Below are 23,736 nucleotides of genomic sequence, written 5' to 3'. Positions count from 1 at the left end.
TGCGTGGCGGTGCATGCGTGCGCCTGACGTCCGGCCTCCAGGGCAGGCGAGCCAGGCATGGTGGATGTCCGCGCGGGTGTGCCGGGCCCACCGTTGCCGGGGGTATCCGGCATGGCCCGAGCAAAGCAGGTGAGCGAGCGCGACGCGGACGGCGACGTCGAGCGCGTCTACCACGAGCTGCGGCAGGTACTGCGAGTGACGGGCGTGGACGTGTCGCTGCGCCTGTGGGCGGCCTTCCCGCGCTTCTTCGCTTCGATGTGGGAAGCAATGGAGCCGAACGTGGAGACGCGGGCCTTCGAGGAGGCGGCGGACCGCCTGCGCGACGAGGCGCTCGACGCCGCGGCCGAGTGGGAGGAACTCGGGGCGTGGGACGCGGTGACGCTGGGGCCGAGCCAGCGCTTCCACGTGCGGGGCGTGCTGGAGCTGTATGGGGCCTTGCAGCCGAAGGTGCTGCTCCTGGCCTCGGCGGTGCGGCTGGCCCTGGTGGCCGAGCCGGTGGGGCGGAATGCCGTCCCGGGTGCGGCGGAAAGGGTGGAGCGGGGGGCGCCCGCGAGGATGGCGGCGATGGAGTGGGTGTCCGAGCGGCCCGACGACGCGCTGCTGCGCTCGCTGTTCGCGGACATCGTGAAGACGGTGGGGCAGCCGGGAGTGCCGGGCGAGTACCGCGCGCTGGCGCTGTGGCCGGAGTACCTGGAAGCGGCCTGGAGCCGGCTGAAGCCGCGCATGGCCGAGGATGATTTCGTCCACGCGGCCGAGGCGCTGGGAAGGTCCGCGCGGCGGGAGGCGAGGGCGCTGCCGTACGGGGTGACGCTGAGCCGCGAGTGGGTGGCGTCACAGGGCGAGGCCGCGGCGGCGGTGTTCCGGGTGACGGACGCGCTGGAGCGGCGGCTGCCGATGCTGCTGTTGAACCTGGCGCAGCTCACGCTGGACGCGCCGGAGGTGGAGCGGCGCCCGGTGCCGGCGGCGTCACGGCTGGTACCGGACTGGGTGGCCGCGGGGGAGCTGCGATGAACTGGCGCGAGTGGCAGGCCCGGCAAGCGGTGGTGGAGCTGGGAGACCGCTTCCTGAGCTACGTGGACCTGGGCACGGGGCGGCCGGTGGTGATGCTGCACGGGATTCCGACGTGGAGCTTCCTGTGGAGCGCGCTGGCGCCGGCGCTGGCGCTGACGCACCGGGTGCTGGTGCCGGACCTGCTGGGCTACGGGTATTCGGACCGGCGGGACTGCTTCGACCGCTCGGTGTCGCGGCAGGCGGAGGTGGTGGACGCGTGGATGGACCGGCTGGGCGTGGTGGACGCGGTGGTGGTGGCGCACGACGTCGGGGGCGGCGTGGCGCAGCACCTCGCGGTGCGCTTCCCGCGCAGGGTGGGCCGGCTGTGTCTGATGGACAGCGTCTGTTACGACGCGTGGCCGCTGGAGTTGATGCTGCAGCTCGGGCACCCGGGCGCGGTGAGAAAGCTGTCGGCGGAGGCGGTGCAGCGGTTGTTGAAGCTGGGCATGCGCAGGGGGGGCTTCGCGAGGGCGCCGCCGGACGGGGTGATTGAGGGGCTGCTGGCGCCGTACGCGACGGAGGTGGGGAAGGTGTCGCTGGTGCGCAACGCGGTGTCGCTGAACACGAACCACACGCTGGAGGTGGCGCCGAGGCTGGGACACCTCGGCGTGCCGGTGCTGATTCTCTGGGGCGAGGACGATGGCTTCCTGCCACCGAAGTACGGCGAGCGGCTCGCGTGGGACATCCCCGGAGCGAGGTACGTGAAGGTGCCGGGCGCGAAGCACTTCGTCATGTGGGACGCGCCGCACATGGTGGCCACGGAGCTGTTCCGGTTCCTCGGCGTGGAGGCGCCCGCGGAGGCGGTGGAGCGGGCATCCGCGTCCCTGCCGCCACCGTGAGCGCGCGACTTCAGCTCGTCACGGCTGGTCTTCCGACATGCCCGGAGCCTCGGGCGCGGCGAACGTCTCCGTCGTGAACTTCCCCGTCTTCGCATCGAACGTGTGGCGCACGGCGAGCCGCTTCGCGCCGTGCTTGCCGTCCTCGTCCTCCTCCACGTCGAACGCCTCGATGCGCGTGAGGGCCTCGTCCACCGTCCACTCCACCGGGTATCCCGTCCGGCCGCCCGTGCCCTCCAGGCCGTCCGGCTTGGAGAACTTCCCCTGTGCATCCATCGAGAAGTGCGTGAAGTACACCACCGGGCACGCGCCGCACGCGCCGCTGCCCAGCGGGTTGCTGGGGCCGTCGTACACCTGGAGCACGTGCATCCCCGGCGCCCGCCGCGTCACCTTCACCGCGTCTCCGCCCACGCCCCGCGTGTCCAGAATCGTCTGTCCCTTGCGAGACACCAGCCAGCGCTCCACGTTGCCCATGTCGTCCACCTTCGCCGGCACGGACACCAGCTCCACGTCGCCCACCTTCCCCAGGCTCTTCACGTCGGCCAGGTTCACATGGGACACGTCGGGGCTCGGAGTCTCGGGCACGTACTGGTAGGCCTGCGCCGGGTTCACCCACACCTCGAGCGCATCCGCGTCCGGGCCCGGCGCGTACGAGGCGCCCGGCTGCCCCTTCAGAGACCACTCCAGCAGCTCCGGCCACTTCCCGAAGCGCAGCGGCTTCGTCAGCGTCACCGCGTGGAACGTGGACGCATCACCGAACTTCCGCTTCGGAGACGAGGACAGGAACGTCTCCTGCTTCACGCCCCCCTCGTCGCTGTCCACCAGGTCCACCAGCACGCGCACGTCGCGCAGCGGCGCCTGGGCCGTGCGCGGGAAGGCGCTCACGGGAATGAGCGCCTCGAAGCGGTAGCCGCCAGGGAAGGGCTCATAACGCGCCTGCCCCACGGTGCTGTCCGGACCGAAGCGCACCACGCCCTTCGGCGTCACGCCGTACTGCGCCACCAGCTCGGACTGCAGCTGCTTGCGCCGCGCGGTCTGCTGCTTCCACCATGCCTTGCACTTCGCCGGGTCCTCCGGGGCCGCCTTCTCGCAGTCGGACTCCTTCTCGACGCGGTGCTCGTCCAGGTGGCTGACGAAGGCCAGCGGCGGCATCGCCGGCCGCGGCAGCGCGAGCCACACCTCGACATGGTCCGCGTTGATGTCCCGCTTCGGATTCGTGAGCTGCACCTTGTCGTCGAGCACCTCACCGGCAATCGCGAGGCCCCGCGCATCCATGGCCACCCACACCTTCGCGGACAGGTCCGCGGGCGAGGCCACCTTCATCGCGCCCGCCACCTGGTTCGCCGCGCCCAGCGTGAGCGAGGGCGGCTGCTTCCACTCCTCGAGCTTCCCATCGGCCTGGAAGCCCGCGGGCAGGCCCTCGTGGAGACGGAGGGAGCCGCCCGCGGCGGGAGCGGCGGCGAGCAGCAGGAGGGTGGTGGGCAGCGTGAGCATGAGGTCGTTCCCTCTCGAAGCCGCGGTCGCGCGGGGGACACCGGGTCCGCACCGGCACCGCGTGGCGAGCAGGCCCTGTGTAGCACCGGGCCCGGGAGGCAAGCACGCAACACCCCGACACCGGAGCCTCATGCGCACACGAGCGGCCCGGCAGCCGCTCCCCTGATTCGCGAGGAGTGAAAACGCCCGTCCCTGCCCCTGGGGCGGGCAGACACGCGTCTTCGTGCTCGCGTGAGGCCGGGCGGCGCGCTAGACGGCGGCGCCATGCGTGACCGAATCCAGACCGTGCTTCGCCAGATTGCCCAGACGCCGCAGGTGGAGGCGCGCTGGCTGCACACCGTGTCCCTCATGGAGTTCATCGGAGCGCGGAAGATTTCGCGCACCGTGGCGGACCGTCATCCCTCGCTGGAGGTGCTGGGCCACCTCGCGGACGAGACGCGCCATGCCTTCGCCTTCAAGCGCCTGGCGGTGGAGTTGGCCGGAACGGAGACTCCGGGCCTGCTCTGCCCGGAGGCCGCGGTCCGCTACTTCCAGGCGCTGGACCACGAGCTGGCCGCCTGGGCCACGTCCCGCACGGGCGCGCCGGACGTGTACCTGCACTACCTGCTCACCACGACGGCCATCGAGCGCCGCGCCATGGTGCTCTACCCGCTCTACAAGGCCGCCTCCCGGCACCCGAGCGTGCGCGAGGAGCTGGGCCGCGTCGTCACCGAGGAGCAGAGCCACCGGCGCAGCATCGAGGACGCGTGCGTGGCGCGCCTGACCGCCCTGGGCGCCTCGCTGGATGACGCCCTGGCGCTGGAGGAGCGCCTCTTCGGCGCCTTCATTGGCGAGCTGGAGGCGGCCGTCGCCCGCGAGCCGGGGGCGGTGTCCCAGGACGCGCTGCTCTCGCCGGCCCTCGCGTCGGACGCGGGTGTCCCGGCACGGCTGGCTCAGCCGGCGAAGTAGCGCCTCGTCACGAGCGGGGGCCCACCGCGCTCACGGCCGGCGTCGACGTGCTCACTCCGCGCCGGAGTCCTCCGAGGCTCCGGTGCCTCCCGCTCCGGCGAGCACGAGCTTCCCCTCCTTCCACTCGCCGCGCAGGTTGCGCGCCTTGCGAGCCCGCTTGCGGCTCAGCTCCACGCCCACCGCGTCCAGCCCGAGCGCGTTGGCCACGGCCAGCACGGTGCCGTGGCCGCAGAACGGGTCCACCACGGTGCGCGTGGCGGTCTGCTCCAGGATGAAGCGGCACGCGACGAGGCAGGCCTCCACGCCCATGCCGCGCGTCCACGTCACCTCGCCCGCCTCCGGCAGCACGTCCGCCGTGGACTTCGCCATGTCCGCGCGCACGCCTCGCGAGAAGCACAGCAGGTGCGAGTACGCCGGCCGGCCGAACGTCACCGTCCCGGGCGCGCGGCGGCACACCACCTTGTGGAAGAGCAGCTCGCACCCGGCCTCCTCCGCCGCGCGCGCCACCAGGTAGCCCTTGTCCACCCAGACGCCCTCCTGCTTCACGTCCGTCTGGTAGAAGAGCGCCACGCCGTCCGCCGGCACACGCGAGACGACGAGCCCCGCCGCGCGTTTGAACCACGCCTTCCACTCCGCCAGCGTCAGCGAGGGGAACTCGGACACGTCCGGCAGCGACGCGATGGCCGAGCACCCCTCCAGCACCGGCCGCGCCTCCAGCCACGCCAGCGCGTCCTCGCAGTACACCGTGCGCCGGGGCCCTCCTGGCGGAGCGCCGCCCGTCCCGTCCCATTCATCCGTCATGAGGGCGCGGACTCTGCCAGAGCCGCGGCCCGGGTGGGGCCCGGCCACATCCAGGTTTCCTCATGGGCGCCCGCGTCATTCCCGCGCCCGCTCCCGCCTCCTCCGTGCGGGTTGCTTCACCTGGAGCGGGCTCCTACATGTCCTCCCTTGGCTCCCGTCTCGGACTCGTGGCTTGCTTCTTTCAGATCTGCACATTTCTTCACCGCTGTTTTATCCTGGTCCACCGAGGAGACCTTATGCCCACGACTTCCGCGTCTGACGGGACTTCACTGCACTATCGAGTCATCGGAGATGGACCGCGCACGGTGGTGCTCGTGCACGGGTGGATGGTGTCTGGCGCGGTGTGGAACGCCATGGTGGAGCGGCTGGACCTGACGGGGCTGCGGCTGGTGATTCCGGACAGCCGGGGCACGGGCCAGTCGGGCAAGCCGGCCGGTGGCTACACGCTGAAGGGCCTGGCGGAGGACGTGCTCGCGGTGGCGGACGCGGCCGGGGCGAAGCGCTTCACGGTGGTGGGCCACAGCATGGGCGGCCAGCTCGCGCAGTGGGTGGCGGCGCAGGCGCCCGAGCGGGTGGAGGCCCTGATGCTGGTGAACACGGTGCCGGCGGCGGGCCTGCCGCTGCCCCCGGACGCTGCGGGGCTGTTCCGCACGTCGGCGGGCAACCGCGAGAAGCAGACCACCATCATCAATCTCTCCTGCAAGCAGGCCACGCCGGAGATGGTGGAGGAGATGCTGAAGGACGCGGCCAACACGAGCGCGCCGGCCCTCGAGGGCATCTTCGACGCGTGGACCGCGGGTGGCTTCGCGGACAAGCTCTCCGCGATTACGGCGCCCACGCTGGTGGTGGCCACGGACGACGCCTTCCTGCCCCCGGCCTTCCTGCGTGACGCCGTGGTGAAGCCCATCCGCCGCGCGCGCCTGACGTACCTGCCGGGCCCCGGTCACTACCCGCAGGTGGAGCGTCCGGTGGAGATGGCGGCGCTCGTCTCCGCGTTCCTCGCCGGCTCCTCGCCGGCTTGAGCGCCATCCGAGGCACGAGGAGGAGGCAGTAGCGATGGCCTGGAGCATGAACTTCGAGTACGACGCCCAGAACGACGTCGTCACCGCTCACTTCACGGACTGCATCCTGACGAACGAGGCGGACGTCCTGCGCTGGCGGCGGGAGGTGGAGGAGCACCTCTCGAAGTACCCCGGCAAGGTGGACCTGCTCATCAACCTGGACGGGCTGGTGGTGAAGTTCACCGCCGGCCGCGTCTTCGGGCGGGAGCGCCGCGAGGTGCTGGAGCGCTACACGCACCGCTCGTACCGCTACGGCGGGGACGAGATGACGCGCATGTTCGTGCTCACCAGCGGGGCCATCAACGGCGCGGCGGTGAACCACTACAACAACCGCGACGAGGCCCTGGCCGCGCTGAAGGCCGAGCGCGAGGCGCTGCGCAAGCGGGGCTTCTCGCCCTTTGGTGGAGGCTTCGCCGGCAGCAAGGCGTGACGCGGGCGCGCTACACGCCCGCGTACCACTCATAGCCGCGGTCCTCCCAGTAGCCACCGGTGGGCTCGGGCAGGAAGTTCACCTCGGTGAGGTACTTCACCATCTTGTAGCCGAGCTTCACCGCCGCGTAGAGGCGCAGCGGCGCGCCGTGCTCCGGCGTCAGCGGCTGTCCGTTCATCCCGTAGGCCAGCATCGTCTGTGCGTGGAAGGCGCTCGGCCTGTCCCAGGACGAGTGGTAGCCGGAGTCGAACGAGCGGAACTCCACGTAGCCGGCGCGAGCGTCCGCGCCCACGTGCCCGGCCAGGTCGCGCAGGCGCACGCCGTGCCAGGAGGCCACCGCGCTCCAGCCCTCCACGCAGTGGTGGCGGATGCGGTACTCCGTGCGCGGCAGGCGCTGGAGGTCCTCCAGGGACAGCACGCCCGGGCGTTCCACCAGCCCGCCCACCTTGAGTGCCCAGCCCGCGGGAGCGCGCGGCACGCTGTCGGAGACGTAGTACTGCGGGAAGGCCCCCGGCGGGGTGGCCTCCGAGGCCGGCAGCTCCGGGGCGAGCCGAGCCTCGTCGAAGAGGGCACCCTGGACGCGCGCGTTGAAGCGCTCCATGGCGCCGAGGAAGCCGGCGCGAGGGCGGCTGCTGTCACACGCGCCGGCCGTCAGCGCCGCGGCGCCGAGCAGGGCGGTGCGCCGGGTGAGGAGCCCGCGCGCGGGCCGGAGGAGTCTAGGCATCGGGTTTCCTCCCGCCCGTCACCATCTCCCCCAGCGTGCGCGGGTGGAGGAGCACCATGAGGATGTGGCCCACGGTGAAGAGGGCGAACAGGGCCAGCACGATGAGGTGGAGGGCGCGCGCCGGGTCATAACCGCCGAGCAGGCTGGCGAGCGCTCGCAGCTGCACGGGCTTGTAGAGGGCGAGGCCGGAGAGGATGGAGAGGGCGCCCAGCACCAGCGTGCCCGTGTAGGCCAGCCGCTGGAGTCCGTTGTAGAGGCCCTGCTCGGGCGCGTGTCCGCGCAGGCGCAGGTAGAAGGCGAGCGTGGCCAGCGCGTTGCGTGTGTCGCGGCGGGGGAGGAAGAGGCGGCGGCGCCACTCGCCGCTGAGGGCGAGGTAGAGCACGTACGCCACGCCGTTGAGGGTGAGGAACCAGCCGAAGGCGAAGTGCCAGTGCCGTGCGCCGGCGAGCCAGTCTCCGAGCCGGCTCCACTCGGGCGGCGGCGTGCCCTGGAAGGGGTACCACCCGTAGGGACGGCCCTGCGGTCCGAGCATGGGGTACGCGGCGAGAATCTGCAGCCCGCTGGCGGCCATGATGGCGAGCAGCGGCACGTTGACCCAGTGGGCCACGCGGATGGGCCAGGGCTGGGGCCGGCGATGTTCGAGGTCGCGCACGGCCGTACAGGAGAGCACCGGAGACACGCCCGTGGAGTGCCGTGAGGCTCGCACCCGCGCGCACGTGCACATGGCGGACAGCACGAGGCCCGTGAGCGTCGCCCGGCCAACGCGAGGCGGCCCTGGAGGGCGAGCGGGCTGGGGCCGGTTCCTTGGGGGGATGGGCGCTTGCCGGTATCGTGGCGTGACTCGGCCCCGCACGGAGGACGGTGACATGCATCGAGCGGACACGACGCGCCTGGCGCTGATGGCTGGAGCCCTGTTGCTGGCGGCGGGCTGTCATCTGGATGAAGAGCCCGGCATCGACCTGGAGCCCTTCGCGTCGGCGCGGATGGTGGTGGCGCTGCCGCGCTCGCTGCCCGCCGCGTCGGTGGCGCATGTGCAGGTGGTGGCCTTGCCCGGCGAGGGGGACTCCTCCGGCCAGGAGCTGTCCGGCCAGGGCTCACAGTGGCAGGGCTCGGTGCGTGGGATGCCGTCGGGCGGGGACGCCACGCTGCGGGCCACGGTGCTCGACGCGCAGGGCGCGGAAGTGGCGCGGGGGGAAGTCCAGGGCGTGGAGCTGGTGCGGTTCAGGCCGGCGCTCGTGGTCCTGGTGCCCCAGGCCCCCTCCGCCGGAGAGCCCGTGGGCAACGCGGCGCCCTTCATCGACGCGGTGGTGGCCTCGGACGCGGTGGCTCGGCCCGGGGTGGAGCTGGCGCTGCGCGCCGTGGCGCATGACCCCAACCCGGGCGAGGCCCTCACGTACGCATGGCGGGCTCCGGCGGGGAGCTTCTCCGACGCCACGCTTGCCGCTCCGGTGTGGACGCCGCCGGCGGAGCGGGGCGCGGTGACGCTGACACTCCAGGTGACGGATGCGCGGGGCGCGGCGGCCACGCTGGACTTCACGGTGCCGGTGGGTGGCGAGAGCGAAGGGCAGGCCGTCTTCAACCGCTGGCCCTCGCTGGCGGAGCTGGGGGCACGGCCCGCGCCGGAGGTGAGCGTGGGCTCGCCGGTGGCGCTCCAGGCGGTGGGCGTGGATGACGACGGTGACGCGCTCACCTACGCCTGGACGGCCACGTGCGAGGGTGACTTCGATGATGCGTCGGTGGCGCAGGCGAGCTTCACGCCGACGGCGCTTCCCGAGGGAGCGTGCAACAACTGCCGGCTCTCGTTGTTGGTGAGTGACGGGTTCGGCGGTCAGCGCGAGGGCACGGTGGACCTGTGCGTGGTGCGCAAGCTGCCGCCGGTCATCGTGTCCACCTCGCAGTCGGCACCGGGCGCGCGGGCGGCGGAGCTGGTGCGGCTGACGGCCACGGCGGAGGACCCGCAGAATGAACAGCTGACCTTCACGTGGACGGCGAACACGGGACTGCTCGGTGCGCCGGAGCGCGCCGGGGGCTCGGGCGAGGTGGACTGGGCGGCGCTGTCCTGCGTCCCGGCGGACGTGGCGCCCACGGTGCGGCTCACGGTGACGAATGCCTCGGGGCTGAGCGCCACGCATACCTTCACGGTGGACTGGGGAGACCGGCGGTGCGGCCAGTTCCCTCCGTGCTCCGTCACGCTGGCGGACGCGAGGGTGGCGCTGGATGCGGACTGCACGACGGAGAGCACGGTGTTCATCCCGGACGGGCACACGTTCGACGGGGCGGGGCATGTGCTCACGGCGGTGGACCCGGAAGGAGGCCGCTTCCAGGGCGCGGTGCTGCGCAACCGGGGTGCGACGGCTCACGTGAGCAACGCGAGGGTGGAGGCGCGCGGGCTGGCGGGCTCGCTGTGTGACGATGGCGCCAACGCGCTGAGCGGCATCCGGCTTGAGGGCGCGAGCGGCTCCATCACCGACAGCGAGGTGGTGGACCTGCACCAGCAGGGCTCGACGGGTGGTTGCCAGGAGGGCACGGCCATCGAGGTGCGGAACGCGGTGGATGCGGCGGACTCGGTGCGAGTGGACGTGCTGCGCAACAGCGTGGCGGGCTACCAGAAGGGCGGCATCGTGGCCTCGGGCAAGGTGGAGGTGATGGTGGAGGGCAACACGGTGGACGGCGGTGGTCCGGTGGCCGCCATCGCGCGCAATGGCATCCTGGTGGGCTCCGGCGCCACGGGGCGGGTTTCGGGCAACACGGTGCGGGGACACTCGTACACGGGGCCGGGCACCGTCGCCTCCGGCATCCTGGTGGTGGGAGGGCCGAACGGCGGCACGCCGCTGAGCAAGGACGTCGTCATCCGGGGTAACACGCTGGAGGGCAACGACGTGGGCATCAACCTGTCGCAGTCGTCGGCGGACGGCACCGGGGCGCCGCCGGAGCCCACGCGCATCCAGGTGGTGGAGAACATGCTGAACAGCGAGGCGGTGACGAACGGCTATCCGTATCAGGCGGCCATCGCGGACTACGGCGGAGCGAACATCATCAGCCGCAACCGCATCAGCGGCGCGGGGTACGACCGGGCAACCCAGCCGGGCGTCACGTTCGACGTGGACGTGCTGGCGGAGGCCGCGTCGCGGGTGGCCTTCCTCACGCCGGAGCGTCGGGTGGCGGTAGGGGCGTGCTCGGGGGCGCTGGTGGTGCAGAGCCAGGACGCGACGGGCAACCTGTCCGCGCTGGCGTCGTCCGCGTTGGTGGTGCGGAGCGAGAGCGCGGGCGTGACGTTCTACCGGGATGACGCGTGCACGGAGGAGCTGCCGGTCTCGGGGGAGAGCAGGGCGCTGACGCTGGAGGCGCCGCACCAGGAGGCGGTGTTCTACTTCCGGGCCATCCAGGCGGGAGCCGTGACGGTGTCGGTGACGGGGGACGGTGTGAGCGTGTCGCAGGCGCAGACGGTGGAGTAGGGTTCGCCGAAGGCGGCCGTGACTGTCCTCCACCGGGTGGATGACACGGCTTCCAGGGGCGGTTGTGGGGACCGTGCCCGCGTCTCATCCTCCGCCGCGCCCAAAAAACACGGCGCGGGCTTGAGGCCCGCCCGAACGGGGGACTCATGAGAACGTTACGAAGAGTGTTGCTGGTTGGCGGCCTTGTCGCGGGCGGGATTCTGGCGGTGGCCCCATCCGGGTTCGCCCACCCATCCGACGACAGCGGCTGCGCGGACCGTCAACGGGAAGGCTTCCGTGACATCTCTCGCTGGCCGGACATCGCGGGGTGTGCCGGCGCCTGGCGCATTCCCGGCATTCACACGGAGAACCCGGGAGAGGCCCCGGCCTGTCCTGGCCTCGCCACCTACGACACCCAGACCCCCGCCTGTGACCGCCAGGGAGGAGACGACGGCCCGCGTCCGGGAGGCGCCGGGTGCAACGTGGCCGACCTCTGCGCCGTTGGATGGCACGTCTGCACGAGTGACGCCGAGGTGGCGGCGCGCTCCCCGACCGGCTGCGAGGGCGCGACCCGGCCGACGGACAATCCCCTCTTCTTCGCCACCCGCCAGAGCACCAATGGCTGCGCCGTGTGCGCCAACGGCACCTCGACGGGCCCGGAGTGCGATTCCGCGAGCTGTTCCGAGGGCTGCCAGCAGACCGCGCTGACGTCGAACGACTTCTTCGGCTGCGGCAACTTCGGGGCCGAGGCCACCTGCGGACCCCTCAACCAGTTCTCGGAGAACCTGTGCTCGGGGCTCGCGAGCGTGGGCTCCCCGTGGTCGTGCGACGCCGCGACGGACGCGGACGACAACGGCCTGTGCGAGGCCTACACGGTCACCAAGACGGGCTCCAAGTTCGGCGGAGTGCTCTGCTGCCGGGACCTCAACGACTGAGCTTCTCCGCTTCCCCTCCTGGAGGCCGGTGAGCCCGCTTCCAGGAGGGCCGTCTCCCCGCACGCGTTGAACGCGGCATGGCGGGCTTTCACCGCGCACGGGGCGCTTGAAGCGCTTCGTGCAGGTTGCAACCACGCGAAGGTGGGAGGGATGGCCAACCCCGCGCAACTCCAGGGAGCTGGACCTCACCCGGCTTGGTACAGCGAGTGCTCTTGGAGCAAGGGCCATGGTCCTCGCCGAGCTTCCCTCCCTGCTGTCCGCCCTGCTCCTGGCCCAGACCGCGCCAGCCGAGTCTCCCTCCAAGCAGGCCACCGGGTCCGAGTCCCCGAGCCTCCTCTCCCGTCTGAGGGTTGAGGGCGGGGTGGACACCTACTACGGCTACAACTTCAACCGCCCCGCGGACTCCGCCAACTTCATCTCCGGCACCGGCACCACGGCGAAGCGGCACAACGAGGCATCCATCAACCTGGCCACGCTGGGCGTGAGACTGGAGCCAGGGCCGGTGGGCTTCCGGGTGCTGCTGGGCTTCGGCACCTCCGTGGACGTGCTGCACCTGGCCGAGCCCGAGGGCCCCGCGGTGGGGCCGGACGTGTGGCGCTTCCACCAGCAGGCCTCGCTGTTCTACGTCACGGGCCCGCTGACGCTGGAGGCGGGCCTCTATCCCAGCCACATCGGCCTGGAGTCCTTCCAGTCACAGCTCAACTGGACGTACACGCGCTCGTGGATGGGCGAGCTGTCGCCCTACTACCAGGCCGGCCTCAAGGGCACCTGGAAGTTCAATGACGCGTGGAGCGCGCAGCTCCACCTCCTCAACGGCTGGCAGACGATTGGCGAGAACAACCGCGGCAAGGCGCTGGGCACGCAGGTGGCCTACGCGGGCGAGCGGCTGTCCGCGGCCTTCAACACCTTCATCGGCGAGGAGGGCACCGAGGGCAGCGACGGCCTGCGCCTCTTCGCGGACGTGGTGGCCACCTTCAAGGTGACGGAGGCCCTCAGCCTGGCGGCCACGGCGGACGTGGGCACCCAGGACCTTCCCGAGGACGGCTCGGCGCTCTGGTATGCCGCCGGGCTCAACGCCCGTGTGCAGCTCACCGGGCCCGTGGCCGTGGCCGCCCGCGTGGAGGCCTACCGCGACGACGACGGCCTCATCACCGGCGTGGAGCAGACGCTCACCGGGGGCACCCTCACCCTGGAGGTGAAGCCCGCGGAGCCCCTCACCCTCAAGCTGGAGGCGCGGCACGACCGCTCCACGGCGGACGTCTTCTCCGGCCACGACACGCAGGCCGACGGCTCGCCGGTCCTCGTGGACTCCGAGACGCTCGTGGTGCTCGGGGCCGTCGCCTACTTCTGACCCTTTCGCGCGGTGCAGCCGCTCCCACCGGGGGGGCGTGGCCGCGCCGTGCTCGCTGGAGCCCTGAATGGACCTTGTCCTCGTCCTCGTCACCGTCGGTTTCTTCGCGCTCGGGTGGGCCTACACCCACGGCTGCGAGCGCCTGTGAGGCACCCGCAATGACCTTCGAATACGCCGCCGGAGCGCTGCTGTCCGTGCTGCTCACCGTCTACCTCGTCTACGCCCTGCTCCGCCCGGAGCGGTTCTAGGGGCCCGCCATGACGCTCATCGGTTGGTCGCAGATACTGCTGTTCTTCGGACTGGTGCTCGCGGTGACGAAGCCGCTGGGCACGTATCTCTTCCGCGTCTTCGAGGGGGACTCGCAGCCGCTGCCCCGGGTGCTCGGCCCGGTGGAGCGCGTGCTGTTGCGCCTGTGTGGCGCGGCGGACAGGCGCGAGCAGACCTGGGTGCGGTACTCCCTGGCGCTGCTGGCCTTCAGCCTCTTCAGCGTCCTCAGCGTCTACCTCCTGCAGCGCCTGCAGCACCTGCTGCCGCTCAACCCCCAGGGACTGGGCGCGGTGGGCCCGGAGCTGGCCTTCAACACGGCGGCCAGCTTCACCACCAACACCAACTGGCAGTCCTACGGTGGTGAGTCCACCCTGAGCTACCTCAGCCAGATGGCGGGGCTGGCGTGGCAGAACTTCGTCTCCGCGGCGGCCGGCATCGGCGTGGCGCTGGCGCTGGCGCGCGGCTTCACCCGCCGGCCGGGGCCGGAGGGGCAGAAGACGCTGGGCAACTTCTGGGTGGACCTCATCCGCGGCACCCTCTACGTGCTGCTGCCCGTCTGCTTCGTCTACGCGCTCTTCCTGGTGTCCCAGGGCGTGCTGCAGAACTTCTCCGCGTACCCGGAGTTGGTGACGCTGGAGGGCGGCAGGCAGACGCTGGCCATGGGTCCGGTGGCCTCGCAGGAGGCCATCAAGATGCTGGGCACCAACGGCGGCGGCTTCTTCAACGCCAACAGCGCCCACCCCTTCGAGAACCCCACGCCGCTCACCAACCTGGTGCAGATGTTCTCCATCTTCGCCATCCCCGCCGCCCTCACGCACACGTACGGGAAGATGGCCGGGGACACGAAGCAGGGCTGGGCCCTCTTCGCCGCCATGTCCGTCCTCTTCTTCGCGGGCGTGGCCACCGCCTACGCCGCGGAGACCCAGCCCAACGCGGCCGTGGCCTCCGCCGCCCAGGTGGCGCGGGCCGGGAACATGGAGGGCAAGGAGGTGCGCTACGGCCTCTCCGCGTCCGCCCTCTTCGCCACGGTGACGACGGACGCGTCGTGTGGCGCCGTCAACTCCATGCACGACAGCTTCAACCCGCTGGGCGGGCTGGTGCCGCTCGTCAACATGCAGCTCGGCGAGGTCATCTTCGGCGGGGTGGGCGCCGGCCTCTACGGCATCCTCATCATGGTGGTGCTCTCCGTCTTCATCGCCGGCCTCATGGTGGGCCGCACGCCCGAGTACCTGGGCAAGAAGATTGAAGCGAAGGAGATGAAGCTCGCCATGCTGTACGTGCTCATCTTCCCGCTGTTCATCCTCGGGCTGGCGGCGGTGGCGGCGGTGATTCCCCAGGGCGTGTCCTCGCTCAACGACGCGGGGCCGCACGGCCTGTCGGAAATCCTCTACGCGTACACCAGCGGCACGGCCAACAACGGCAGCGCCTTCGCGGGCCTCAACGCCAACACGCCCTTCTGGAACATCACCCTGGGCCTGGCGATGCTCGGCGGGCGCTTCCTGATGATTGTCCCCGCGCTGGCCCTCGCGGGCTCGATGGTGGGCAAGAAGGTGGTGCCGGCCGGCCCGGGCACCTTCCCAACCAACGGCACCCTCTTCACCGGCCTGCTGGTGAGCGTGGTCGTCATCGTCGGCGCGCTCACGTTCTTTCCCGTCCTCTCCCTCGGTCCCATCGTCGAGCACTTCCTCGCCGGGGCCGGAAAGGTCTACTGACCATGAGCCCCGCAGCTTCCAAGCCGGCGTCGCTCCTCGACGTGTCGCTTCTCAAGCCCGCGCTGCGGGACAGTCTGAAGAAGCTCCACCCGCGCGACGTGGCCCGCAACCCCGTCATGTTCGTGGTGTGGGCCGGCAGCCTCCTCACCACGGTGCTGGTGGTGAAGGACCTCGTGGCGCCCCGCCCGGACGCCGCGCCCCTGTGGTTCACCGTGTCGGTGACGCTGTGGCTGTGGTTCACCGTCCTCTTCGCCAACTTCGCGGAGGCCGTGGCGGAGGGACGCGGCAAGGCCCAGGCCGGCGCCCTGCGGAAGATGCGCAAGGACACCACCGCGCGCCGGATGGTGGACGGGCGCGAGGAGCGCGTGCCCGCCCCTGATTTGCGCAAGGGCGACCTGGTGGCGTGCGAGGCGGGCGACCTCATCCCCGGCGACGGCGAGGTGGTGGAGGGCATCGCCAGCGTGGACGAGTCCGCGATTACCGGCGAGTCCGCCCCCGTCATCCGCGAGTCCGGTGGAGACCGCTCGGCGGTGACAGGCGGGACGAAGGTGCTGTCGGACCGGATTGTGGTGCGCATCTCCGTCAACCCGGGCGAGTCCTTCCTGGACCGGATGATTGGCCTGGTGGAGGGCGCGGCGCGGCAGAAGACACCCAACGAGATTGCCCTCCACATCCTGCTGGTGGGCCTGACGATTGTCTTCCTGCTGGCGTGCGTGACGCTGGTGCCGCTGGCGCTCTACTCGGGTGTGCCGCTGTCGGGCACGGCGGTGGTGGCGCTGCTGGTGTGCCTCATCCCCACGACGATTGGCGGCCTGCTGAGCGCCATCGGCATCGCCGGCATGGACCGGCTGCTGCGCAAGAACGTGCTGGCCATGAGCGGCCGCGCCGTGGAGGCGGCGGGTGACGTGGACACGCTGCTCCTGGACAAGACGGGGACCATCACCCTGGGCAACCGCATGGCCACGGAGCTGTTGCCCATGCCGGGCATCCGCATGGAGGAGCTGGCGGAGGCGTCGCAGCTCGCGAGCCTCGCGGACGAGACGCCCGAGGGGCGCTCCATCGTCACGCTGGTGAAGGACACCTACAAGATGCGCCCGCACGAGCTGCAGGCGCACCACGCCACCTTCGTGCCCTTCACCGCGCAGACGCGCATGAGCGGCTGCGACCTCGTCGACCCGCACCCGCGCGGCATCCGCAAGGGCGCGGTGGACGCCATCGTGAAGCACGTGCAGGCGCAGGGCGGCGCGGTGCCGGCGGAGCTGGTGCAGGCGGCGGGCCGCATCGGCGACGCGGGCGGCACGCCGCTGGCGGTGTCGGACGGGGCGCGGCTGCTGGGCATCATCCACCTCAAGGACGTGGTGAAGGGCGGCATCAAGGAGCGCTTCGACCGCTTCCGCGCCATGGGCATCCGCACCGTCATGATTACGGGCGACAACCCGCGCACGGCGGCGGCCATCGCCCGCGAGGCCGGCGTGGACGACTTCCTGGCGGAGGCGACGCCCGAGGCGAAGCTGGCCCTCATCCGCACCGAGCAGGGCAGGGGCAAGCTGGTGGCCATGACGGGTGACGGCACCAACGACGCGCCCGCGCTGGCCCAGGCGGACGTGGGCGTGGCGATGAACACCGGCACCCAGGCGGCGAAGGAGGCGGGGAACATGGTGGACCTCGACTCCAACCCCACCAAGCTGCTGGAGGTGGTGGAGGTGGGCAAGCAGCTCCTGATGACGCGCGGCACGCTCACCACGTTCTCCATCGCCAACGACGTGGCGAAGTACTTCGCCATCCTCCCGGCGCTCTTCATGGGCGTGTTCCCGGAGATGGCCCCCCTCAACGTCATGGGACTGGCGTCGCCCTTCAGCGCCATCCTCTCCGCGGTCATCTTCAACGCGCTCATCATCATCGCGCTCATCCCCCTGGCGCTGCGCGGCGTGCGGTACCGGCCGCTGGGCGCGGCGGCGCTCCTGCGGCGCAGCCTGCTCCTCTACGGGGTGGGCGGCGTCATCGTCCCCTTCGTGGGCATCAAGGTCATCGACGTGCTGCTCGGCGCCGTGGGCCTGGTCTGAAAGGAATCCATCATGGTCTCCCACCTCGTCACCGCCCTGCGCGCCTGTGTCGTCACCCTGGTGCTCACGGGCCTGCTGTACCCGCTGGCCGTCACCGGAGTGGCGCAGCTCCTCTTTCCCGGCGAGGCCAACGGCTCGCTGGTGAAGGACGAGCGGGGCCGCGTGGTGGGCAGCGCGCTCATCGGCCAGGGCTTCAGCCGCGCGGGCTACTTCCAGCCGCGCCCGTCCGCGGCGGGCAGCGGCTACGACGGCGCGGCGTCTTCGGGCAGCAACCTGGGCCCCACGTCCCAGAAGCTGAAGGCGCGTGTGGCCGCCGACGCAGAGCGCCTGCGCCGGGAGAACCCGGACGCGCCGGGCCCGGTGCCGGGCGAGCTCGTCACGGCGTCGGCGTCCGGCCTGGACCCGCACCTGTCCCCGGAGGCGGCGCGCTGGCAGGCGCCGCGGGTGGCGAGGGCGCGAGGCGTGGCGCCCGAGCGGGTGCTGGCGCTGCTGGACTCGCAGGTAGAGGGCCGCACCCTGGGCGTGCTGGGTGAGCCGCGCGTCAACGTGCTGCTCCTGAACCTGGCGATGGACCGTCAGTTCGGCCGGCTCCCGGCGGAGCCCTCGGGCGGCACGGGCGCGGATGCCAGGGGCGTCGCGGCGCCCGTGGGCCCGGGGGCGCCGTGAGCCCGTGGGTTCACCGTGGTGGGGGCCCTCCGGCTGAGGGTGTGCGGGTGGAGGTTCATCCTGGCGCGACGCTGCCCGTGCCAGCGGAGGATGGAGGACGCGGTATGGGCCGGGCCACTCTTCCCATGCATTCTGTCCGCTTCGTGGGCATCCTGAGCCGGGACCGCCGCTGGAAGGCCCGGGGATGACGATGACGCGGCGCACGCGCGCGGAGGACTTCCTGGAGCTGGTGGAGCGGGGCCGGCGCGGCCGGCTCAAGCTCTACATCGGCTTCGCGGCCGGCGTGGGCAAGACGTACCGCATGCTGGAGGAGGCCCACGCGCTGAAGCGGCGCGGGGTGGACGTGGTGCTCGGCTTCGTGGAGACGCATGGCCGCGAGGAGACGCAGGCGCTGGTGGAAGGCCTGGAGGCGGTGCCGCGCAAGCCGTACACCTACCGCGACGTCACCGTGGAGGAGCTGGACCTGGACGCCGTCCTCGCCCGCAGGCCCCAGGTGGCGGTGGTGGACGAGCTGGCCCACACCAACCTCCCCGTGTGCCGCCACCGCAAGCGCTACCAGGACGTGCAGGAGCTGCTGGACGCGGGCATCAACGTCATCGGCGCCTTCAACGTGCAGCACCTGGAGAGCCTCAACGATTTGGTGGAGCGCACCACCGGCGTCACCGTGCGCGAGACGATTCCGGACAGCTTCCTCAAGGGGGCCGACCAGGTGGTGAACCTGGACCTGGCGGTGGAGGACCTGCACGAGCGGCTCAAGGCGGGCAAAATCTACGCGGAGGACAAGGTGCCCCACGCGCTGGAGCGCTTCTTCAAGGGGGAGAACCTGTCCACGCTGCGGGAGCTGGCGCTGCGCGAGGTGGCGGAGAGCCTGGACCGGGCCACCGCCGGGCAGCCCTCGCGCGCGGGGGACGAGTCCCTGCAGAAGGGCGCGGCGTGGGGCCGGGTGCTGGTGGCGCTGTCCAGCTACCCGCCGCGCGCGGCCACGCTGCTGCGCCGGGGCTCGCGCATGGCGGGCCGGCTCAACACGGACTGGTTCGTCGTCTACGTGGAGACGCCGCGCGAGGCGCCGCACCTCATCGACTCGGAGGCGCAGCGGCACCTGCTGGCCAACATCGAGAAGGCGAAGGAGCTGGGCGCGGAGGTGGTGCGGCTGCGCGCGAAGGACCCGGTGGAGGCGATTCTCGACTTCGCGCGCTCGCACGGGGTGGGCCACATCATCGTCGGCCGCTCGCACCAGCCGTGGTGGAAGCGGATGCTGGGGCGCGCGGCGGACGTGCGGCTCCTGCGCGAGGGCGAGGGCTTCGACATCCACGTGGTGGCCTTCGAGCCTCCCCACGAGGAGCGCCGCCCATGACGCTGCGGGGCCGGTTGTTGCTGGCGCAGGCGCCGCTGGCGCTCGCCCTGGTGCTGGTGGGCGTGGTGGCCGTCCTCACGCTGTCTCGCCTGGGGCGGTCGGGGCAGGAAATCCTCCAGGACAACTACCGCAGCGTGCTGGCCATGCAGCGGATGACGGAGCAGCTCGAGCGCATGGACAGCGCCGCGCTCTTCATCGTCGCGGGCGAGCGGGAGCGGGGCGCGGCGCAGCAGGCGGCGCAGCGGCCGGCGCTGGAAGAGGAGCTGCGGGTGCAGGAGGGCAACGTCACCGAGCCGGGCGAGGTGGAGGCCACCACGCGGCTGCGCGAGGCGTGGCGGGGCTACGTGGCGGAGTACGACGCCTTCCTCGCGCTGCCTTCTCCGGAAGCCGCGCGCGGCGCGTACTTCCGGGCGCTGGAGCCGGCCTTCACCGAGGCGAAGGCGGCGGCGGCGGCGATTCTCGCGCTCAACCAGGACGCCATGGTGCGCAAGAGCGAGGCGCTGCGGCGGCAGAGCACCCGGGTGAACACGCTGATGGTGACGGCGGTGCTGGCGGCCTTCGTGTCGGGGCTGTTCGCCTCCACGTCGCTGATGCACCGGGCGCTGCGGCCGGTGGCGGTGCTGTCGCAGGCCGTGCAGCGGCTGGGGAAGGGGGACTACGCGACACGGGCGGTGGTGGAGGGGCGGGACGAAATCGCGCAGCTCGGCCGGGATTTCAACGCCATGGCGGAGGCGCTCCAGCAGTACCGGCGGAGCAGCCTGGGCGAGCTGCTCCAGGCGCAGGCCGCGTCGCAGGCGGCCATCGACAGCCTGCCGGACCCGGTGGTGGTGTTCGGCGCGGGGGGCGGGCTGCTCAACGTGAATCGCTCGGCGGAGGACGTGCTGCGGCTGTCGCTGGAGGAGGGCGGGGACGTGCTGGGGCGCGTGGCGCCCGAGGCGCGCGAGGTGCTGGAGCGGGTGCGCGGGCACGTGCTGGGGGGCCGGGGCGCGTATCAACCGAGGGGCTACGAGGAGGCGGTGCGGGTGGGGTTGCCGGAAGGGGACCGGTGGCTGTTGCCCCGGGGGAGCCCGGTGTACGGCGAGACGGGCGAGGTGGTGGGGGCCACCGTCATCCTCCAGGACGTGACGCGGCTGCGGCGCTTCGACGAGCTGAAGAACGATTTGGTGGCCACGGTGGCGCACGAGTTCCGCACGCCGCTCACGTCGCTGCGCATGGCGGTGCACCTGGTGGCGGAGGGGGTGGTGGGGCCGGTGACGGAGAAGCAGGCGGACCTGCTCTTCGCGGCGCGCGAGGACTGCGAGCGGCTGCAAGGCATCGTGGACGACCTGCTGGACCTGTCGCGCATCCAGGCGGGGCAGCTCCAACTGGAGGTGCGGCGGGTGACGGCGGAGGAGCTGGCGGACGCGGCGCTGGACTCGCAGCGGGCGGTGGCGGAGGAGCGAGGGGTGCGGCTGTCGAGGCAGGTGGCGCTGGACGTGGAGGCGGTGGAGGTGGACCCGGACCGGCTGGGGCTGGTGCTGGGCAACCTGGTGGGCAACGGGGTGAAACACACGCCGGCGGGAGGCGAGGTGGAGCTGCGCGTGTCGCGCGAGGGCGCGCGGGTGCGCTTCGAGGTGCGGGACACGGGGGAGGGGATTGCGCCGGAGCAGCAGGCGCGCATCTTCGAGAAGTTCTACCGGGCGCCGGGCGCGCCGGCCGGTGGGGCCGGGCTGGGGCTGTCGATTGCCAGGGACATCGTGCAGGCGCACGGCGGGGACATCGGCGTGGTGAGCGCGCCGGGCCAGGGCAGCACGTTCTGGTTCACCCTGCCGCAGCCGGGCGCGGCAGGGCGGATGGAGACATAGAAGGCCGTCAGAGGGTGGCCTGTCCCTCCAGCTTGCTCATCTCCTCGCGGCGGACATCCGAGGCGGTGCGGACGATGTCGTTGCAGGACATGCCGATGTCCTTCTCGGTGACCTTCTGCCCGAACTGCGGCAGCACGTTCTGCTCCTCGTCCGAGATGTGGCTCTTCACCAGCTTCTCCAGCTCGCCCACCTTCGACGCCATGGCGTTCGCGTCGTTCCGGGAGCGGAGCATGTCGGCGATGAGCCGCCTCATCTCACCGTGCTCCTCCTCCGAGTGGTTTATCTTGTCATCGCCCACCACGCGGCGCGCGACGGGGTAGATCCACCGCGTCTCGATGGTGTCGTGCAACGTGAGCGCCTCCGCGAGCTGGATGCACAACTCCTTCTTGCTCGTGTCGTCCTGTGCGTTCCGGAATGCCTCGAACAACGCGTCGGCTTCGCGGTGCTGCTGAATCAACAGGTCAATGACGTCCACGGTGCGCTCCTTGTCTCGGGTCCTTGCCTCCGAACGGTCCGCACGCCCGCGGGGCGTCGCAATCACCGGCCCGGCCGCGCGGGGCCTCGCGCGCTCCTCACTCCGGAGACGTGGTGGCTCCCGCCAGTCCCGCTGCCTCCAGGCAACCCGGCCGCCAGAGAGAGCCCCGTCTCGGCTGCCTGCCCGGTGCACCCTGGGACTTCACCCCTCTCCGGGGGAGCCCGACTCGTACTTCTTCCGCTTGCGCCACAGCGTGGACGCATCGATGCCGAGAATCCGCGCCGCCTCGTCCAGCGTGGGGGCCGAGGCCATGACACGCAGGATGTGCTCTCGCTCCACTTCTTCCAGCGTATGCGGCCCTCCGAGCGCCACCACCGAGCCGCCCGCCGCGGCGATGCGGTCCGGGAAGGCCTGCGGCTCCAGCACCTCCGCCGGCCAGACGATGAGCGCCCGCTCCATGGCGTTGCGCAGCTCGCGCACGTTGCCCGGCCAGGAATACGCCAGCAGCATCTTCTCCGTCGCGGGTGACAGCTCCGGCGGCGGCCGCTGCGCCGCGCGCGCGAAGAAGGCCACGAAGCGCCGGGCCAGCGGCAGCAGGTCCTCCGGCCGCTCCCTCAGGGCGGGCAGCTTCACCTCGATGACGTTGAGCCGGTAGAGCAGGTCCTCGCGGAAGCGCCCCTCGGCCACGTCCTTCTCCAAATCCCGGTTGGTGGCCGCCACCACCCGCACGTCCGCCTTGCGTGTGCGCCCCTCGCCCAGCCGCTCGAACTGCTTCTCCTGGAGGAAGCGAAGGAGCTGCGCCTGGAGCGCCGGGCTCATCTCCGCGATTTCGTCCAGGAAGAGCGTGCCGCCCTCCGCCTGCTCCACGCGCCCGGGCTGGTCCTTCACCGCGCCGGTGAAGGCGCCGCGCATGTGGCCGAACAGCTCGCTCGCCAGGAGTTGCTCGGACAGCGTGGGGCAGTTGACGGTGACGAAGGGCCGGCGCCGCCGCGCGCTCATGGAGTGCAGCGCCCGCGCCAGCACGCCCTTGCCGGTGCCGCTCTCGCCTCGCAGCAGCACCGCCGCGTCGGACGCGGCCGCGCGCGCCATCAACCCCAGCGCGGCGTGCATCACCGGAGAGGCCGTCTCCAGCGTGGCCTCCGGCACGGCCTGCGCGAGCTGTCCCTCCAGGTTCCCCAGCTGCGAGGACAGCTCCCGGTGTGCCCGCGCCCGGTCCAGCACGTGGCGAATCTGCGCCGGGGTGAAGGGCTTGGGCAGGTAGTCGCGCGCGCCGCGCCGCACCGCCTCCACCGCCGTGTCGAAGGTGGCGTACGCGGTGATGAGCACCACGTCCAGGTTGGGGGACTCGGCGAGCAGCTTCGGCAGCAGCTCCAGTCCGCTATGGGTGCCCAGCCGCAGGTCCACGAACGCCAGGTCGGCAGGCCCCTGGGCGAGCGCCGCCAGGGCCGCCTCGGGGGTGGCCGCCTCGCGGACCTCGCAGCCGAAGCCCTCCAGGCACACCCGCAGCGTGGCGCGGATGTTGCGCTCGTCGTCCACCACCAGCACCCGCATCGGGCGCTCCCCGGCGACCGGGGCCGTGTCCAGCCGTGCATCCATATGGCTCAATCCTAGGTGCATCCCGCGCGCCGGGCCCGGCGTCCCGCGGGGGAATGGGCGCCACCGGGCCATCCCGCGCGCCGGCACGCGCCGCGCTCACCGCATCGCGCAACCGGCAGGGCCCCCAGACATTGCAGGCTGCAACCCGGGCGTGGTGGGTGACGGCTCGTGTACACCGGGGAAAGGTCGTGCTGGCATGGGGCCCCGTGTTGCAGTGAAACGGAGGGATATGCGTCTGAACGGGATGATGGCCGGCGGCTCTCCGCCCGGGGATGGTGGCGAGGACAACATCTTCTCGAGGGACCTGGCGCCCCCGAGCGGTGACAAGCGGCTCCGTCAGGCACTGGTGCTGGGCGTGGTGCTGCTGATGCTGGGCACCGTGTGGCTGTACCTCCAGGGAGGAGAGAACCGGGCGCTGAACGCCATGTCCCCCGCTCAGCGGGCGGCCTTCTACAAGGAGACGTGGGACGAGGTCCGGTTGGTGTGCCTCACCGACGCGGGCGTGAAGCGCGGCTTCGAGAAGCGCTGCCAGCAGCATGCGGACTTCCTCACCCAGTTCCCCGAGTGCGACGAGGCGTGCCGGAGCGAGCTTGCCCCCGTGCTCCGCCGCGCTGTCCGCTAGGAGCGTGTTGCTGTAACGGGCAAGGAGCGAGGTAAAGGGCTCCCTGCTGCACCTGGGCCGCCCGTCCCTCCGC

21 protein-coding genes are annotated in these 23,736 nt (G+C 71.7%); 15 read left to right on the top strand and 6 right to left on the bottom strand.

What is annotated here, in order from left to right; translation table 11 throughout:
- The first annotated feature begins 111 nt into the window (after positions 1 to 111).
- Positions 112 to 1,011: a halocarboxylic acid dehydrogenase DehI family protein gene (locus tag K8638_RS44850; protein ID WP_305071161.1), complete on the top strand. Its 900-nt coding sequence runs from the start codon at positions 112 to 114 to the stop codon at positions 1,009 to 1,011.
- Positions 1,008 to 1,889 (top strand): alpha/beta fold hydrolase, encoded by an 882-nt coding sequence (locus K8638_RS13345; protein ID WP_223754882.1) that lies wholly within the window; start codon positions 1,008 to 1,010, stop codon positions 1,887 to 1,889. Before K8638_RS44850 ends, K8638_RS13345 begins: the two co-directional genes overlap by 4 nt.
- Positions 1,890 to 1,907: 18 nt before the next feature.
- Here K8638_RS13345 and K8638_RS13340 read toward each other — a convergent pair whose 3' ends face one another.
- Complete coding sequence (locus K8638_RS13340; RefSeq protein WP_223754881.1) at positions 1,908 to 3,380, bottom strand: hypothetical protein; 1,473 nt, start codon at positions 3,378 to 3,380, stop codon at positions 1,908 to 1,910.
- 264 nt (positions 3,381 to 3,644) lie between these two features.
- On the opposite strand from K8638_RS13340, the gene K8638_RS13335 reads away from it, so the two are divergent.
- Positions 3,645 to 4,328, top strand: a complete 684-nt coding sequence (locus tag K8638_RS13335; RefSeq protein ID WP_223754880.1) for a hypothetical protein — start codon at positions 3,645 to 3,647, stop codon at positions 4,326 to 4,328.
- A gap of 51 nt (positions 4,329 to 4,379) precedes the next feature.
- Here K8638_RS13335 and K8638_RS13330 read toward each other — a convergent pair whose 3' ends face one another.
- Entirely contained in the window at positions 4,380 to 5,129 is a 750-nt protein-coding gene (locus K8638_RS13330; protein ID WP_223754879.1) for a site-specific DNA-methyltransferase, read from the bottom strand.
- Between the two features lie 236 nt (positions 5,130 to 5,365).
- Here K8638_RS13330 and K8638_RS13325 point away from each other — a divergent pair, with 236 nt between their 5' ends.
- Together K8638_RS13325 and K8638_RS13320 are read left to right on the top strand one after the other, a co-directional pair.
- Entirely contained in the window at positions 5,366 to 6,151 is a 786-nt protein-coding gene (locus K8638_RS13325) for an alpha/beta fold hydrolase (RefSeq protein WP_223754878.1), read from the top strand.
- 34 nt (positions 6,152 to 6,185) lie between these two features.
- Positions 6,186 to 6,620: a hypothetical protein gene (locus K8638_RS13320; RefSeq protein WP_223754877.1), complete on the top strand. Its 435-nt coding sequence runs from the start codon at positions 6,186 to 6,188 to the stop codon at positions 6,618 to 6,620.
- 10 nt (positions 6,621 to 6,630) lie between these two features.
- Here the strand turns inward: K8638_RS13320 and K8638_RS13315 are convergent, their stop codons facing one another.
- The gene (locus K8638_RS13315) at positions 6,631 to 7,344 is read right to left on the bottom strand and encodes a molybdopterin-dependent oxidoreductase (protein WP_223754876.1); all 714 of its coding nucleotides are present in this window, start codon (positions 7,342 to 7,344) and stop codon (positions 6,631 to 6,633) included.
- A complete protein-coding gene (locus tag K8638_RS13310) occupies positions 7,337 to 7,996 on the bottom strand; it encodes a cytochrome b/b6 domain-containing protein (RefSeq protein WP_370643966.1) in 660 nt (219 codons plus the stop codon). The genes K8638_RS13315 and K8638_RS13310 overlap by 8 nt, the downstream gene beginning before the upstream one ends.
- A 214-nt stretch (positions 7,997 to 8,210) precedes the next feature.
- Between K8638_RS13310 and K8638_RS13305 the strand changes: the two genes are divergently transcribed.
- The 9 genes from K8638_RS13305 (at position 8,211) to K8638_RS13265 (ending at position 20,970) form a co-directional block, all read left to right on the top strand.
- The gene (locus tag K8638_RS13305; RefSeq protein WP_223754874.1) at positions 8,211 to 10,799 is read left to right on the top strand and encodes a right-handed parallel beta-helix repeat-containing protein; all 2,589 of its coding nucleotides are present in this window, start codon (positions 8,211 to 8,213) and stop codon (positions 10,797 to 10,799) included.
- Between the two features lie 461 nt (positions 10,800 to 11,260).
- Positions 11,261 to 11,713 carry a hypothetical protein gene (locus tag K8638_RS13300; RefSeq protein WP_223754873.1) on the top strand — a complete coding sequence of 151 codons (453 nt, stop codon included), beginning with the start codon at positions 11,261 to 11,263 and terminating at the stop codon, positions 11,711 to 11,713.
- 226 nt (positions 11,714 to 11,939) lie between these two features.
- On the top strand, positions 11,940 to 13,064 hold the full coding sequence (locus K8638_RS13295; protein WP_223754872.1) for a porin: 1,125 nt from the start codon (positions 11,940 to 11,942) through the stop codon (positions 13,062 to 13,064).
- A 158-nt stretch (positions 13,065 to 13,222) separates the two neighbouring features.
- Positions 13,223 to 13,312 (top strand): K(+)-transporting ATPase subunit F, encoded by a 90-nt coding sequence (kdpF, locus tag K8638_RS13290; protein ID WP_163993749.1) that lies wholly within the window; start codon positions 13,223 to 13,225, stop codon positions 13,310 to 13,312.
- Between the two features lie 9 nt (positions 13,313 to 13,321).
- Complete coding sequence (gene kdpA / locus K8638_RS13285) at positions 13,322 to 15,043, top strand: potassium-transporting ATPase subunit KdpA (RefSeq protein WP_223754871.1); 1,722 nt, start codon at positions 13,322 to 13,324, stop codon at positions 15,041 to 15,043.
- 2 nt (positions 15,044 to 15,045) lie between these two features.
- Positions 15,046 to 17,106: a potassium-transporting ATPase subunit KdpB gene (gene kdpB, locus K8638_RS13280; RefSeq protein ID WP_223754870.1), complete on the top strand. Its 2,061-nt coding sequence runs from the start codon at positions 15,046 to 15,048 to the stop codon at positions 17,104 to 17,106.
- 12 nt (positions 17,107 to 17,118) lie between these two features.
- Positions 17,119 to 17,772, top strand: a complete 654-nt coding sequence (gene kdpC, locus K8638_RS13275; protein WP_223754869.1) for a potassium-transporting ATPase subunit KdpC — start codon at positions 17,119 to 17,121, stop codon at positions 17,770 to 17,772.
- A gap of 184 nt (positions 17,773 to 17,956) precedes the next feature.
- Positions 17,957 to 19,126 (top strand): sensor protein KdpD, encoded by a 1,170-nt coding sequence (locus tag K8638_RS13270; RefSeq protein ID WP_223754868.1) that lies wholly within the window; start codon positions 17,957 to 17,959, stop codon positions 19,124 to 19,126.
- Entirely contained in the window at positions 19,123 to 20,970 is a 1,848-nt protein-coding gene (locus tag K8638_RS13265) for an ATP-binding protein (protein ID WP_223754867.1), read from the top strand. Before K8638_RS13270 ends, K8638_RS13265 begins: the two co-directional genes overlap by 4 nt.
- Before the next feature lie 7 nt (positions 20,971 to 20,977).
- On the opposite strand, the gene K8638_RS13260 is transcribed toward K8638_RS13265, so the two are convergent.
- A complete protein-coding gene (locus tag K8638_RS13260) occupies positions 20,978 to 21,445 on the bottom strand; it encodes a hemerythrin domain-containing protein (RefSeq protein ID WP_223754866.1) in 468 nt (155 codons plus the stop codon).
- A 201-nt stretch (positions 21,446 to 21,646) separates the two neighbouring features.
- Complete coding sequence (locus K8638_RS13255; RefSeq protein ID WP_223755082.1) at positions 21,647 to 22,996, bottom strand: sigma-54 dependent transcriptional regulator; 1,350 nt, start codon at positions 22,994 to 22,996, stop codon at positions 21,647 to 21,649.
- 274 nt (positions 22,997 to 23,270) lie between these two features.
- Here K8638_RS13255 and K8638_RS13250 point away from each other — a divergent pair, with 274 nt between their 5' ends.
- Entirely contained in the window at positions 23,271 to 23,663 is a 393-nt protein-coding gene (locus K8638_RS13250) for a hypothetical protein (protein ID WP_223754865.1), read from the top strand.
- Positions 23,664 to 23,736: the final 73 nt, after the last annotated feature.

This window comes from Myxococcus sp. RHSTA-1-4 (assembly GCF_020037125.1).
GTDB lineage: Bacteria > Myxococcota > Myxococcia > Myxococcales > Myxococcaceae > Myxococcus.
This window is presented reverse-complemented; position numbering and strand designations above follow the sequence as displayed.